Source organism: Microvirgula aerodenitrificans DSM 15089 (assembly GCF_000620105.1).
Taxonomy (GTDB): Bacteria; Pseudomonadota; Gammaproteobacteria; order Burkholderiales; family Aquaspirillaceae; genus Microvirgula; species Microvirgula aerodenitrificans.
The window spans coordinates 1-13299 of record NZ_JHVK01000004.1; the positions used below are offsets into that span (position 1 = coordinate 1).

The window sequence follows — 13299 nt, forward strand, 5'->3', positions numbered from 1 at the left end:
CCAACCTGACGGGCCAGCAGGATGTGTTCGCGGGTCTGCGGCATCGGGCCGTCAGCGGCCGAGCACACCAGGATCGCGCCGTCCATCTGCGCGGCACCCGTGATCATGTTCTTCACGTAGTCGGCGTGTCCCGGGCAGTCAACGTGCGCGTAGTGACGTGCTTCCGTTTCGTACTCGACGTGAGCGGTATTGATGGTAATGCCGCGCGCGCGTTCTTCCGGTGCGCTGTCGATTGCTGCGTAGTCCTTGGCCTCCCCGCCGAACTTCTTCGACAGGATGGTGGTGATCGCCGCGGTCAGCGTGGTCTTGCCGTGGTCAACGTGGCCGATCGTGCCGACGTTCACGTGCGGCTTCGTCCGCTCGAACTTCTCTTTAGCCATGATGAGTTTTCCTGTCAGAAAAACAAAGAAGTAAGTGGTGCCCATGGGCAGATTCGAACTGCCGACCTCTCCCTTACCAAGGGAGTGCTCTACCCCTGAGCTACATGGGCGCTTGACCTGAGACTTGGAGCGGGTGAAGGGAATCGAACCCTCGTCATAAGCTTGGAAGGCTTCTGCTCTACCATTGAGCTACACCCGCCTCGCTGCGCGTCGATTCAACGTCACGCCGCCAAGACTTTAAATCTTGAATTCTGGTGGAGGGGGAAGGATTCGAACCTTCGAAGGCTGAGCCGTCAGATTTACAGTCTGATCCCTTTGACCGCTCGGGAACCCCTCCGTGAGAGAGCCCGAACTATATAGACCACCCGGAAACCCGTCAACACCTTTTTGCGAAAAAAGCCCAATTTCTGCTGACCAAATGTGCCGGATGCAACAACGCCCCGGAAAATGCCGGGGCGTTGTCCTTGCCAATCAGCCAGTTAGGCGATGGCACGCGGAAGACTCAGGCCTTGCCGCTGATGATCACGAATTTCTGGTACAGCTGGTCGTGCGTCTCTTCGTGACCCGGGTCCAACGGGATACAGTCGACCGGGCAGACTTGCTGGCACTGCGGTTCGTCGTAATGGCCGACACACTGGGTGCAGAGATTCGGATCGATCTGGTAAATCTCTTCGCCTTGGGAAATGGCGTTATTCGGGCATTCCGGCTCGCAGACATCGCAATTGATGCACTCGTCGGTAATCATCAGAGCCATGCTGATTCTCGCTTTGTTTCAATAAGTTAGTAAGCAAGCTGACAATTGTGTCAGCTAAGTCCCGCCTGAGCAACTAACGGCGGGTTCTAAGTTCATGCCGGCTCGCGCATCAGCAAGCCATGGCGGACCACGCCCGCCCTGCCTTCCTTGACCCGTTTCCAGCCATTCAGTTCCGGCCAGTCGCGACATTCTGCGTAGACCGTTCCGCCCGGCGCAAGTCGTGCCGCCAGCAGTGGCAGGACGCGGGCCAGCAGGTCCGAATCGTACGGCGGATCGACCAGGATCAGATCGAAGGTGTCCGTGCAGCCGGACAGCCAGCCAATGGCGTCGGCGTTGACCACTTCGACCGTGCCGGCTTCAAGCAGGCGGCGATTGTCATGCAGACTGGCTGCCACCGCCCTGGATTTTTCAACCATGACCACGCGCGAGGCGCCGCGGCTGGCCGCCTCGAAGCCCAGGGCACCGCTGCCGGCGAACAGGTCCAGCACACGCTGGCCGTAGAGCGCCTGCCCCAGCCAGTTGAACAGGGTCTCGCGCACCCGGTCCGGCGTCGGCCGCAACCCCTGCTGGTCCGGAAACGAAATCAGCCGGCGGCGATAGTCGCCGCCGATGATCCGCACTTTATTGCTGTTGGATTTCACGCTGCCTCATTGAACGCGCTGCGGCTCGCCACCGACCACGACCACGCTCATCCGCGCCGGATCGACCCGACGGCGGTAAGCGTCGCGCACGTCGGCGGCGGTCACCTTGTCTATGGCCTTCGGGTAATCGTCTAGCCAGGAAAGGGGCAGATTATAGAAGCCAATGACCGCCACGTATCCGATCAGACTGCGATTGCTGGCATAGCGCAGCGGAAATCCGCCGACGATATTCCCCTTCGCCTGGGCCATTTCCGCTTCGGTCGGCCCGTGCTCGACAAAGTCGGCCAGGGTCTGCCGGGCGACTTTCAGCGCCTCGTCGGCCTGTTCGCGCCGGGTATTGACCGACAGGGCGAAGTCGCCGGGTTGCGCATACGGCGCCAGCCAGCTCGATGCGCCGTAGGTCAGCCCGCGCTTGTCACGCAGTTCCTTCATCAGACGCGAGTCGAAGGAACCACCGCCCAGGATGTAGTTGCCGACCACCAGCGCGTAGTAGTCCGGATCGTCCCGGGTGATCAGCGGCATGCCGAACATGACGCTGGCCTGGGTGGCGGTGTGCGTCTTCCGGATCGTGTCGCCCTGCGCCGCCGGTACTGGCGGCAGGGCCGGCAGGGCAGCCTGCGCGGGGGACAGACCACGCGTCAGCTGTCGGGCCAGCCGTTCCGCACTGGCCCGGTCAACATCACCGACGATGGAGATGGTCATGGTCGACGGCCGGTAGTAATGCCGCCAGAAGGCCTGCAAGTCGGCCCGGGTCAGGGCGCTGATGGCCGCTTCGTCGGTACGGGCGCCGCTGGCATACGGATGCGTTCCATACATGCTGCGGTTCAGCAGCCGGTAGGCGACGGCCTCCGGGCTGTCCTGTTGCTGCCGGTAGGCGGCAATGGCCTGGGCCTTGAGCCGGGTCAGCACCCTGGCCGGAAACGCCGGCCGGGTCAGGATCTCGTTGACCAGTTTCACCGAAGCCTCGCGCTCCGCCATGGACGACAGGCTGCGCAGGTGGACAAAGGCGCGATCGCGGTCGACGCCGGCACCAAACTCGCTGGCCAGATCGGAGAAGCGATTGGAGATGGCGTCTTCGCTCAGCGTCGTCGTGCCGGCGGACAGCATGTCGGCCGTCATGCCGGCCACACCGGGCCGGTCGGCCGGATCACGCCGGCTGCCGGCATCGAAATCGATGCGCAGGTCAACAATCGGATTCTGCCGCGCTTCCACATAGAGGACGCGGGCGCCATCGGGCTGGGTCCAGTGCTCGATGGTCGCCGCACTGGCGCTGCACACCGTGCCGAGCAGGCCGAGCGCCAGCACGGCCTTCAGGACCGGAACGTGATTAATGGACATTGCCGTCTCCTTTGAGGTTCTGCGCGGGCAGCGGGTGCTTCGGGTCCGGCGGCAGCGGCTTCAGCACGCCGACCGTCAGTGCCGAGTCACGCAGCCAGGCGCGAGCCACGCGCTGGATGTCGGCGCTGGTGACCTTGTTCAGCCGTGCATCCATTTCGTCTTCGGCCTTCCAGCCGAAGCCGCGCGTTTCCAGTACGCCGATATTCATGGCCTGGGCAAACTGCGAATCGCGCTGGTAGATGCGGGAAGCCATCATTTGCCGGCGGATGCGTTTCAGTTCGTCCTGGCTGACGCCGTCGCGCGCCAGGCGGGTCAGTTCGGTGCGAATGGCCTTTTCGACCTCGGCCACCGTCTTGCCGGCGGCCGGCACGGCAGTGATGGTGAACAGCGTGTCACCGCGCGATGCCGGGTCGTAGTCGACATTGATGCTGTCGGCGATGCGCGCCTCGCGCACCACGCGCTTGGGCAGTCTTGACGCATCGATGCCGTCCAGCGTGGCCGCCAGCATGCTCAGCGCATACGGATCGGCATCGTCGAGCTTGTTCAGTTTCGGCACCCGCCAGGCCATGACCAGATACGGCAGTTGCGACGGCTGCTCGACCACGAAGCGGTGCGGACCATCCTGCATCGGCGGCTCGACCGGCGCTTCCGGCCGGCGCACGTCGCGTCGCGGCAGCTTGCCGAAGGTGTCGCGGGCGGCGGCCAGCACCTGGGCCGGATCGACGCCACCGACCACCACCAGCGTGGCGTTGTTCGGCGCGTAGAAGCGCTGGTACCAGTCGTTCAGCACGCCGCGGTCGATGCGGGGGATGTCGTCGGCCCAGCCGATGACCGGCTGCCGGGCCGGCCCCTTGAACGCGGTCGCCCTCACCTTCTCCATCAGCACGGCCGCCGGGCTGTCGTCGGTGCGCATGCGCCGCTCTTCGCGGATGACTTCCAGTTCGTTCTTCAGCGTGTCGGCGTCGATGACCAGATTGGCCATGCGGTCGGCTTCGAGCCGGAACATCTCCGGCAATGCCGCGCTGCCGATCTGCTGGTAGTACGCGGTGTAGTCGCGATTGGTGAACGCGTTGTCCTGGCCACCGCGGGCGGCGACACGGCGGGCGAACTCGCCCGGACCGACGCTGCGCGTACCCTTGAACATGATGTGTTCCAGTGCATGGCTGATCCCGGTCAGCGTGCCGATCTCGTCGATGCCGCCAACCCGGTACCATACCTGCGACACGGCGACCGGTGCCCTGTCATCGGGACGGATGACCACTTTCATGCCATTGTCGAGAACCGCCTCGACCGTCGGTGCTTCCGCCGCGCCCGCACTGGCCGCCAGCAGCAGCAAGGCACCGGAAAAACCGGAAAGTTGAATTGCTTTCATGCCCTTGCCTAGTAGAAAGTCGAAAAAAGAATAAAATCCGGGCTTATACCTAATCATTTTGTCGCGAGTCATCCTCGCGCAACGACTGTCAGCTTATTCCATGTTCAGTTTTTTCAAGCGTAAACCCACTCCCGTCACCCCGTCGCCCGACACCGCGCCCGACACCGCGCCCGACACCGCGCCCGAAGCCGCGGACACGCCCGACACACCGGTCCCGGCAGCAGCCGAACCGGTGAACACTGTGCCCGAGCCGGTTGCGGTCGTCGAATCCACCCCGGTCCCGCCTGTTGCTGCGGAACCGGAGCCGGAACCGGCAGGCACGGAGACGGCCCGGCGCCCATCATGGACCGAGCGCCTGAAGGCCGGCTTGTCGAAAACCCGCGACAAGCTCGGCAAGCAGTTTGCCGGCCTGTTCGGTGGCGGCAAGATCGACGAGGACTTGTACGAGGAACTGGAAGCCGTGCTGCTGACCGCCGACATGGGCGTCAGCGCCACCCAGCATCTGCTGGACGACGTGCGCAAGCGGGTCTCGCTGAGGGGGCTCAAGGATGCCAGCGAGCTGAAGGGCGCGCTGAAGGATGCCCTTCTCGATCTGATCGGCCCGCTGGAGAAGCCGCTCGACCTGCAGCGCGCCGCCCCGCTGGTCATCATGATGGCCGGTGTCAACGGCGCCGGCAAAACCACGTCGATCGGCAAGCTGGCCAAGTACTTCCAGACCCTGGACAAGCGCGTGCTGCTTGCCGCCGGCGACACCTTCCGTGCCGCCGCGCGCGAGCAGCTGGCGGAGTGGGGGACGCGCAACAATGTGACCGTGGTCTCGCAGCAGGGCGGGGACGCGGCCGCCGTGTGCTACGACGCGATCCAGGCCGCCATCGCGCGCAAGATCGACATCGTGCTGGCCGATACGGCCGGCCGGCTGCCGACGCAGTTGCACCTGATGGAAGAGATCAAGAAGGTCAAGCGCGTCTGCAACAAGGCGCTGCCGGACGCGCCGCACGAAATCCTGCTGGTGCTGGATGCCAATATCGGCCAGAACGCCGTGCAGCAGGTCAAGGCCTTCGACGACGCGCTCGGCCTGACCGGCCTGATCCTGACCAAGCTGGACGGCACGGCCAAGGGTGGCGCCATTGCCGCCATCGCCCGCGAACGCCCGATCCCGATGTACTTTATCGGCGTTGGCGAAACCCTCGACGACTTGCGGCCGTTCTCGGCACGCGACTACGTCGACGCCCTGTTCGACTGAGCACGAGAGCCATGATCAAATTCGACCAAGTCACCAAGCGCTATCCCGGCAGTATCGACGCCATCAAGGGCCTGAGCTTCCAGATCGATCGCGGCGAGATGGTGTTTCTCGCCGGCCACTCCGGCGCCGGCAAGTCCACGCTGCTGAAGCTGATCTCCGGCATCGAGCGCGCGACGATGGGCAATGTGGTGGTCAACGGCCAGAACCTGTCCAAGCTGCGCGCCAGCCAGCTGCCGTACGTACGCCAGCATATCGGCGTGGTGTTCCAGGATCACAAGATCCTCTACGACCGCAGCGTGTTCGACAATGTGATGCTGCCGCTGGACATCATCGGCTTCGACCGTCGCGAATCGACCCGCCGCGTTCATGCGGCGCTGGACAAGGTCGGCCTGCTCGGCAAGGAAAAGACCAATCCGATCCGCCTGTCCGGTGGCGAGCAGCAGCGGCTGTGCATCGCCCGCGCCGTGGTCCACCGCCCCAGCATCCTGCTGGCCGACGAGCCGTCGGCCAACCTCGACCGCGCCTATGCGCTCGACATCATGGAACTGTTCAAGTCCTTCCACCAGGTCGGCGCCACCGTGGTCATTTCCGCCCACGACGAAACCCTGATGGCCGACTATGGCCGTCGCATCATCCGCCTGGCCCATGGAGCGTTCGCCGCATGAAACACTCGCTGATCCTGAACTGGCAGTCGGCCCGCCGCGCGCTGACCGGCTTTTTCCGCCAGCCGTTCGGCAATCTGCTGACGCTGTTGCTGCTCGCCGTGGCCCTGTCGCTGCCGCTCGGTCTGTACCAGACGGTCAAGGGCCTGTCGGCCTGGGCCGGCCAGCTGACCTCGGTCCCGCAAATGACGCTGTTCATGGAACTGTCGGCCGACACCGCCGACGTCAAGGCGGTCGAGGCGGCGCTGAAGCAGCATCCCGGCGTGGCCAGCATCGAGTTCGTCGGCCGCGATACGGCGCTGAAAGGGCTGCTGGCGCGCAACGGGCTGGACGGCATGCAGGACGGCCTCGGCGGCAATCCGCTGCCGGATGCGTTTATCGTGACGCCGAAGGACATGCCGGCCACGCAGCTTGAGCATCTGCAGCGCGAACTGTCCGGGCTGCCGCTGGTCGAACTGGCCCAGTTCGATGCGTCGTGGGCACACAAGCTGGACGCCATCCTGACCCTGGGCCGGCAACTGCTGCTCGGGCTCGGCATCGTGCTGGCGGTCGCGCTGGTGCTGGTGACCCACAACACCATCCGCCTGCAGGTTCTGGCGCGGCGCGACGAGATAGAAGTCGCCAAGCTGATTGGTGCGACCAACGGCTTTATCCGTCGTCCGTTCATGTATCACGCGCTGTGGCAGGGCATTTTCGCCGCGCTGATCGCCTGGGGGCTGTCGGCCGGTTTCGCCAGCATGGCCAGCCCGGCGCTGGGCCAGATCGCCACGCTGTACGGGTCGCAGGCCCGGCTGGCGCCACTCGATGCCGACGAGATCGCCATCCTGATCGCCGCCAGCGCGCTGCTGACCATGCTCGGCGCCCGCCTGGCGGTCAACCACCACCTGCGGCAGCTGACACCGCACTGAGATCCCGGCCGCCGACGATTAAGTCCGGGCTAAGCCCTGGTGGGCAGACTGGGTTTCCCGGGCAGGACGACAGCCGTCGACCTGCCCTGCTGGATTTTTGCGCTGGCCAATCATAGTCTTGAGCTATGTTGTCGATAAAAAATGACTGGCCGGCGAAACCGGATGCTTTTAGCAGTCTCCCGATGTGAGTGCTAGAATCGAGCGTTGAAGGAGGATATCCACTTGATGAATGCCACGATGAACCTGCCGGTACCGTCTGCCAATGGCAGCCTAGATCAGTACATTGCGGCCGTGAACAGCGTTCCGATGCTGACGCAAGAGGAAGAACTCGAACTCGCTACCCGCTTCCAGCAGGACGAAGACCTTGAAGCCGCGCGGCAACTGGTGCTGTCGCACCTGCGCGTGGTGGTCTCGATCTCGCGCGGCTACGCCGGCTATGGCCTGCCGCAGGCCGACCTGATCCAGGAAGGCAATATCGGCCTGATGAAAGCGGTCAAACGCTTCGAGCCGACCCGCGGCGTGCGCCTGTTCTCGTTCGCCGTCCACTGGATCAAGGCCGAAATACACGAATTCATCCTGCGCAACTGGCGCCTGGTGCGCATCGCGACCACCAAGCCGCAGCGCAAGCTGTTCTTCAATCTGCGCTCGATGAAGCAGGGCTTCTCGGCACTGTCGGACAAGGAAGCGCAGCGCATCGCCGACGACCTCGGCGTCAAGCCGGAAGAAGTCCGCGAAATGGAAACGCGGCTGTCCGGTCAGGACATCGCGCTGCTGGCCGATGATGGCGACGAAGACGGCTACGCGCCGATCGACTGGCTGGCCGACCACGAAAGCGAGCCGACGCGCGAAATCGAACGCAAGGCCTATGACCGCCTGCAGCGCGAAGGCATCGAGGAAGCCCTGGCCAGCCTCGACGCACGCAGCCGCCGCATCATCGAGGCGCGCTGGCTGCAGGACGATGGCGGCCTGACGCTGCACGACCTGGCGGGCGAATTCGGTGTGTCCGCCGAGCGCATCCGCCAGATCGAGGCCAAGGCACTGAAGAAGATGCAGATGACGATGGTTGCCGGCTGATCGCCGCCACATCAACGAAAAAGCCCGCACATTCGCGGGCTTTTTTCTTTCCACTCACTGCCATGGCAATCCGCTGACCCGGCTGAATATCTCACCGTCGCGGGGGGAGAAGAACACCAGCACGATGCGCTCGGGCTGGGCCATGCTCGCGCACCAGTCAGCCAGCACCCCGGCCACGACCTGTGCCGCATCGACATGCGGATAGCCGTAGATGCCGGTCGAGATGGCCGGGAAGGCAATGCTGGCGCACTCCAGTGCCGCCGCCCGTGCAAGCGCATTGCGGTAGCAGGCGGCCAGCAGCGCCGCTTCATCCCCGCCATGCCGGCCCCAGACCGGTCCGACCGTATGCAGCACATAGCGCGCCGGCAGCCGGCCCCCGGTCGTTTCCACCACCTGCCCGGTCGGCAGTCCGTCCGGCAGCACCGTCTCGCGCAGGCGCCGGCAATCGGCAAGGATGGCCGGCCCGCCGGCCCGGTGGATGGCGCCATCCACCCCGCCACCGCCCATCAGCCCCGAATTGGCGGCATTGACGATGACATCCACTTCAATCTGCGTCAGGTCACCCACGCAAATGCGGACCCGATCAGCCGGCAAACCGGCAGGTGTGATTTTGTCCATGGACTTGTCCGGCACCTCAAAAAACGTATAATAGCGCCTCGTTGGGCCGGTAGCTCAGTTGGGAGAGCGTAGCGTTCGCAATGCTAAGGTCGTGAGTTCGATCCTCATCCGGTCCACCAGAGAACACCCGATAAAAAACGCATTACACGGCAAAGTGTAATGCGTTTTTTATTTGCGGATGCAGCGCGCAGCAGGTGAAGGACTTTGGCGACACTTCCTCCCGATGGGGCTGGCCTGACGCCGCCTGCTCGCGTAGCATCCATGCCCCTTTCACGGCGACGTTCCCACCATGAATCTCTCACCCGCCCGCGCCTGCGGCATCGATTTCGGCACCTCGAACTCCACCGCCGGCTGGCTGCGTCCGGGCGTCGCCACGCTGCTGCCACTGGAAGACGGCAAGCCGACGCTGCCGTCGGCCGTGTTCTTCAACGCCGACGAAGACAGCATGAGCGTCGGCCGCGCGGCGATGGCGGAGTACATCGATGGCTATGAGGGCCGGCTGATGCGGGCACTGAAAAGCCTGCTCGGCAGCAGCCTGATAGACGGTCATACCGAGGTGCTCGGCCGCGCCCTGCCGTTCCGCGACCTGCTGGCGACCTTTATCGGTGAACTGAAGTCCCGCGCCGAGACCGCCGCCGGGCGACCGTTCGACCAGGCGGTCTTCGGCCGGCCGGTGTTTTTCGTCGACGAGAATCCGGAAGCGGACCAGCGCGCACAGGACACGCTGGAAGCCATCGCCCGCCAGGTCGGTTTCCGCGACGTCAGTTTCCAGTTCGAGCCAATCGGCGCCGCGCTGCACTATGAAACGACGCTGGCCCACGAGGAGCTGGTATTGATCGCCGATATCGGCGGTGGCACGGCCGACTTCTCGCTGGTGCGGCTGTCGCCGGAACGCTCGGCCCGTTCGGAACGGGCGGACGATCTGCTCGGCAATGCCGGCGTGCATATCGGCGGCACTGACTTCGACCGTGCGCTCAGTCTCGGCGGCATGATGCCGCACCTCGGCTACCGCTCGCGGATGAAGAATGGCGCCGAGATTCCGTCCGGCATCTTCTTCCATCTGGCGACCTGGCACACGATCAACCTCGCCTACACCCGCCAGGCCTGGGCCGATCTGCAGGGCATTTATCGTGACGCACTGGCACGGACCGAGCTCGACCGGCTGTCGCGGGTGGTCAATCGCCATGAGGGCCACTGGCTGGCATTGCAGGTCGAGCAGGCCAAGATCGACCTGTCGACGGCGGACCACGCCAGTCTGTCGCTGGAGCGGCTTGAAGCCGGCCTGGCGCCCGTCATCACCCGTGATGACTTCACCACGGCGACCCAGTCGCTGGTCGACCGGGTGGCCGTGGTGGTCGGCCAGTTGCTGAAGGATGCCGGCGTCGCCCGCGAACGGGTATCGACCATCTACTTTACCGGCGGCAGCAGCGGCGTGCCGCATCTGCGCGCCCGCATCGCCGCCGAGTTGCCGTGTGCGCGCGCGGTCGAAGGCGATCTGTACGGCAGCATCGGCGCCGGCCTGGCGGTGGAAGCGGCACGACGCTACGGCTGACGGCGCAACGCCTGAAACGGGAATATGCATTCCCGTTTTTATTGTTTTTCATTCCCTGTGACCTTTTCTACAGTCTCCTGACCGCGCAATTCCGCCGCTCAGGAGTCTGTCATGTCATTCAGCCGCCGCCATTTTCTGCTCGCCGCCGCCGCCGCTGCGGTTATCGGCCTGCCCGCCACGGCCATGGCCGACGAGGGCATCACCATTGCCTACCAGACCTCGGTCGAACCGTCCAAGGTACCGCAGGCCGACGGGCTGTATGAGAAAGCCATCGGCCAGAAACTGAACTGGCGCAAGTTCGAGGCCGGCGCCGAGGTCATTGCCGCCGTGGCCTCCGGCGATGTGCAGATCGGTTTCCTCGGTTCCAGCCCGCTGGCCGCTGCCGCCAGCCGTGGCCTGCCGATCCAGACTTTCTTTATTGCCGGGCAACTCGGCAGCGCCGAGGCGCTGGTCACCCGCAACGGCAGCAAGATCGAATCACCGAAGGATCTGCCCGGCAAGAAGGTGGCCACGCCCTTCGTGTCGACCGCTCATTACAGCCTGCTGTCGGCACTGAAGCACTGGCAGATCGATCCGCGTCAGGTGCAGGTCATCAATCTGCGTCCGTCGGAAATCACTGCGGCCTGGCAACGCGGTGACATCGATGCCGCCTATGTCTGGGATCCGGCGCTGAGCAAGGCGAGGGAAAGCGGCAAGGTGCTGGCCACGTCGGCCGACGTCGGCCGCTGGGGCGCACCGACCTTCGATACCTGGATCGTGCGCAGGGACTTTGCCGCCAGGCATCCCGAAGTGCTGGTCAAGTTCGTCAAGGTCACCCTTGACGCCTATGCCGATTACCGCAAGGACCCGGCGCGCTGGGATGCCGCCTCGCCACAGGTACAGAAAATCGCCCGGCTGACCGGTGCCTCGCCAGCCGACGTGCCCGGCCTGCTGGCCGGCACCGTCTTCCCGCTGGCGCGGGAGCAGCTGTCGGCCGGCCTGCTCGGTGGCGGCACCGCCCGCGCCCTGCTCGATACCTCGCGCTTTCTGAAGGCGCAGAACAAGGTCGATCAGGTCCAGGCCAGCTACCAGCCCTTTGTCGAAACCCGCTACGTGCGCCAGGCCGCCGGGCTGTAAGGGGGTCGCATGTCTGTCCTGTCCGTCCAGTCGGCCAGCGTGGTGTTCGGGACGCCGCGCGGTGCGCTGACCGCTCTGCATGATGTCTCGCTGGAACTGCGCAGCGGCGAGATCGTGGTGGCGCTCGGCGCATCCGGGTGCGGCAAATCGACCCTGCTCGGCCTGATGGCCGGTTTCCAGGCACCGGACCGTGGCCGGGTGCTGCTGGATGGGCAGCCCGTCCGCGGCCCCGGCGCAGAGCGCGGCGTGGTGTTTCAGGACGATGCACTGCTGCCGTGGCTGAACGTGCTCGACAATGTCGGCCTCGGCCCGCGCCTGCAGCGGGTCGGCCGCGCCGAGCGCGATGCCGCCGCGCGGCGCATGCTGAAGCTGGTCGGGCTTGACGGCTTCGAACAGCACCGGATCCGGGAATTGTCCGGCGGCATGCGGCAGCGGGTCGGGCTGGCTCGCGCGCTGGCTGCCGATCCGCACTTCCTGCTGATGGACGAGCCGCTCGGCGCGCTGGACGCGCTGACGCGCGAGCAGATGCAGAGCCTGATCCTCGATCTGTGGCAGGCGACCGGCAAGGGGCTGTTCGTCATCACCCACAGCATCGAGGAAGCGGTCTTTCTCGCCACCGAACTGATCGTGCTGTCGCCGCGTCCCGGCCGCATCTCCGCCCGCCATACGCTGGACTTCGCCCGCCGCTATGCGGCCGGCGAACCGGCCCGTTCGATCAAGTCCGATCCCGACTTTATTGCCTGCCGCGAGCTGCTGCTGGCCGAGGTCTTTGATCGTCAGGGGGAAACACACCATGTTCACGCCTGAAGCCGCCACGCTGGAAGCCGAGACGCTCGCCCCGCCGCAGGCCGTGCCCGCATCCCGCCTCACGACACGCTGGCGTCGCCAGCGACCAACCGTATTCAGTGTCGGCGGACTGCTCGCCCTGTGGTGGCTGACCACCACCCTGGGCTGGATCGACCCACTGTTCCTGCCCTCACCGCAGGCGGTGGCCGCGCGGCTGTACCGGCTGGCAATCGACGGTTTCATGGATGCCTCGCTGGCGCAGCATCTCGGCGCCAGTCTGTCGCGCGTGCTGCTGGCCCTGCTGGCGGCGCTGCTGACCGCCATCCCCACCGGCATGCTGATCGGCCTGAACCGGACCGCACGCGCCGCCCTCGACCCGCTGATCGAGTTCTACCGTCCGATTCCGCCGCTCGCCTATCTGCCGCTGATGGTGATCTGGTTCGGCATCGGTGAAACCTCGAAGGTGCTGCTGATCTACCTGGCGATCTTTGCGCCGCTGGTCATCGCCACCGCCAGCGGTGTGCGCCACCTCGATCCCTCGCGCTTGCAGGCCGCGCAGTCACTCGGTGCCAGCCGCATACAGCAGCTGCGCTTTGTCATCCTGCCCGGCGCCCTGCCCGACATCCTGACCGGCACCCGCATTGCGCTGGGCGCCGGCTGGTCGACGCTGGTCGCCGCCGAACTGATTGCCGCCACGCGCGGGCTCGGCTTCATGGTCCAGTCGGCGGCCCAGTTCCTGGTCACCGATGTGGTGATCGCCGGCATCCTGCTGATTGCCCTGATCGCCCTGGCGCTGGAGCTCGGGCTGCGCTACCTGCAGCACCGGCTGACGCCGTGGCGCGAACACGTCTGACA

General features: G+C 65.2%; 14 protein-coding genes and 4 tRNA genes. 9 read left to right on the forward strand and 9 right to left on the reverse strand.

Annotated elements, in window-relative coordinates; translation table 11 throughout:
* The 8 genes from Q352_RS0105420 to Q352_RS0105455 form a co-directional block, all read right to left on the reverse strand.
* A partial coding sequence (locus Q352_RS0105420; RefSeq protein WP_028498455.1) for a GTP-binding protein occupies positions 1-380 on the reverse strand: 380 nt, incomplete at its 3' end.
* Between the two features lie 35 nt (positions 381-415).
* Positions 416-490 (reverse strand) — tRNA-Thr (locus Q352_RS0105425).
* Between the two features lie 15 nt (positions 491-505).
* Positions 506-579 (reverse strand) — tRNA-Gly (locus tag Q352_RS0105430).
* 53 nt (positions 580-632) lie between these two features.
* Positions 633-717 (reverse strand) — tRNA-Tyr (locus Q352_RS0105435).
* Positions 718-882: 165 nt separating this feature from the next.
* Positions 883-1134 (reverse strand): YfhL family 4Fe-4S dicluster ferredoxin, encoded by a 252-nt coding sequence (locus Q352_RS0105440; protein ID WP_028498456.1) that lies wholly within the window; start codon positions 1132-1134, stop codon positions 883-885.
* Between the two features lie 92 nt (positions 1135-1226).
* The gene (rsmD, locus tag Q352_RS0105445; protein WP_028498457.1) at positions 1227-1775 is read right to left on the reverse strand and encodes a 16S rRNA (guanine(966)-N(2))-methyltransferase RsmD; all 549 of its coding nucleotides are present in this window, start codon (positions 1773-1775) and stop codon (positions 1227-1229) included.
* A gap of 6 nt (positions 1776-1781) precedes the next feature.
* Entirely contained in the window at positions 1782-3113 is a 1332-nt protein-coding gene (locus tag Q352_RS0105450) for a M16 family metallopeptidase (protein ID WP_028498458.1), read from the reverse strand.
* Positions 3103-4485, reverse strand: coding sequence for a M16 family metallopeptidase (locus tag Q352_RS0105455; protein ID WP_028498459.1), 1383 nt, complete (start codon positions 4483-4485; stop codon positions 3103-3105). The genes Q352_RS0105450 and Q352_RS0105455 overlap by 11 nt, the downstream gene beginning before the upstream one ends.
* A gap of 100 nt (positions 4486-4585) precedes the next feature.
* On the opposite strand from Q352_RS0105455, the gene ftsY reads away from it, so the two are divergent.
* The 4 genes from ftsY to rpoH all read left to right on the forward strand — a co-directional run bounded on the left by ftsY (position 4586) and on the right by rpoH (position 8372).
* The gene (gene ftsY, locus Q352_RS0105460) at positions 4586-5728 is read left to right on the forward strand and encodes a signal recognition particle-docking protein FtsY (RefSeq protein ID WP_028498460.1); all 1143 of its coding nucleotides are present in this window, start codon (positions 4586-4588) and stop codon (positions 5726-5728) included.
* 11 nt (positions 5729-5739) lie between these two features.
* Positions 5740-6393, forward strand: coding sequence for a cell division ATP-binding protein FtsE (ftsE, locus tag Q352_RS0105465; RefSeq protein WP_028498461.1), 654 nt, complete (start codon positions 5740-5742; stop codon positions 6391-6393).
* The gene (gene ftsX, locus Q352_RS0105470; protein WP_028498462.1) at positions 6390-7298 is read left to right on the forward strand and encodes a permease-like cell division protein FtsX; all 909 of its coding nucleotides are present in this window, start codon (positions 6390-6392) and stop codon (positions 7296-7298) included. Before ftsE ends, ftsX begins: the two co-directional genes overlap by 4 nt.
* Before the next feature lie 225 nt (positions 7299-7523).
* Entirely contained in the window at positions 7524-8372 is an 849-nt protein-coding gene (gene rpoH, locus Q352_RS0105475; RefSeq protein ID WP_028498463.1) for an RNA polymerase sigma factor RpoH, read from the forward strand.
* Positions 8373-8426: 54 nt separating this feature from the next.
* Here the strand turns inward: rpoH and Q352_RS0105480 are convergent, their stop codons facing one another.
* Positions 8427-8990 carry an O-acetyl-ADP-ribose deacetylase gene (locus Q352_RS0105480; protein WP_036385449.1) on the reverse strand — a complete coding sequence of 188 codons (564 nt, stop codon included), beginning with the start codon at positions 8988-8990 and terminating at the stop codon, positions 8427-8429.
* Between the two features lie 43 nt (positions 8991-9033).
* On the opposite strand from Q352_RS0105480, the gene Q352_RS0105485 reads away from it, so the two are divergent.
* From Q352_RS0105485 to tauC, 5 genes are all read left to right on the forward strand, one after another.
* Positions 9034-9109 (forward strand) — tRNA-Ala (locus Q352_RS0105485).
* A 170-nt stretch (positions 9110-9279) separates the two neighbouring features.
* Positions 9280-10542 (forward strand): Hsp70 family protein, encoded by a 1263-nt coding sequence (locus Q352_RS0105490; protein ID WP_028498465.1) that lies wholly within the window; start codon positions 9280-9282, stop codon positions 10540-10542.
* Between the two features lie 111 nt (positions 10543-10653).
* Positions 10654-11658: a taurine ABC transporter substrate-binding protein gene (tauA, locus tag Q352_RS0105495; protein ID WP_028498466.1), complete on the forward strand. Its 1005-nt coding sequence runs from the start codon at positions 10654-10656 to the stop codon at positions 11656-11658.
* 9 nt (positions 11659-11667) lie between these two features.
* The gene (tauB, locus tag Q352_RS0105500; protein WP_028498467.1) at positions 11668-12465 is read left to right on the forward strand and encodes a taurine ABC transporter ATP-binding subunit; all 798 of its coding nucleotides are present in this window, start codon (positions 11668-11670) and stop codon (positions 12463-12465) included.
* Positions 12452-13297: a taurine ABC transporter permease TauC gene (gene tauC, locus Q352_RS0105505; protein WP_036385451.1), complete on the forward strand. Its 846-nt coding sequence runs from the start codon at positions 12452-12454 to the stop codon at positions 13295-13297. The genes tauB and tauC overlap by 14 nt, the downstream gene beginning before the upstream one ends.
* The last annotated feature ends 2 nt before the right edge of the window (positions 13298-13299 follow it).

Coding starts and splice junctions, on each gene's coding strand:
- Q352_RS0105440 (WP_028498456.1), bottom strand. CDS start 1,134: ATGGCTCTGATGATTACCGACGAGTGCATCAATTGCGATGTCTGCGAG.
- Q352_RS0105450 (WP_028498458.1), bottom strand. CDS start 3,113: ATGTCCATTAATCACGTTCCGGTCCTGAAGGCCGTGCTGGCGCTCGGC.
- Q352_RS0105455 (WP_028498459.1), bottom strand. CDS start 4,485: ATGAAAGCAATTCAACTTTCCGGTTTTTCCGGTGCCTTGCTGCTGCTG.
- ftsY (WP_028498460.1), top strand. CDS start 4,586: ATGTTCAGTTTTTTCAAGCGTAAACCCACTCCCGTCACCCCGTCGCCC.
- ftsE (WP_028498461.1), top strand. CDS start 5,740: ATGATCAAATTCGACCAAGTCACCAAGCGCTATCCCGGCAGTATCGAC.
- ftsX (WP_028498462.1), top strand. CDS start 6,390: ATGAAACACTCGCTGATCCTGAACTGGCAGTCGGCCCGCCGCGCGCTG.
- rpoH (WP_028498463.1), top strand. CDS start 7,524: ATGAATGCCACGATGAACCTGCCGGTACCGTCTGCCAATGGCAGCCTA.
- Q352_RS0105480 (WP_036385449.1), bottom strand. CDS start 8,990: ATGGACAAAATCACACCTGCCGGTTTGCCGGCTGATCGGGTCCGCATT.
- Q352_RS0105490 (WP_028498465.1), top strand. CDS start 9,280: ATGAATCTCTCACCCGCCCGCGCCTGCGGCATCGATTTCGGCACCTCG.
- tauA (WP_028498466.1), top strand. CDS start 10,654: ATGTCATTCAGCCGCCGCCATTTTCTGCTCGCCGCCGCCGCCGCTGCG.
- tauB (WP_028498467.1), top strand. CDS start 11,668: ATGTCTGTCCTGTCCGTCCAGTCGGCCAGCGTGGTGTTCGGGACGCCG.
- tauC (WP_036385451.1), top strand. CDS start 12,452: ATGTTCACGCCTGAAGCCGCCACGCTGGAAGCCGAGACGCTCGCCCCG.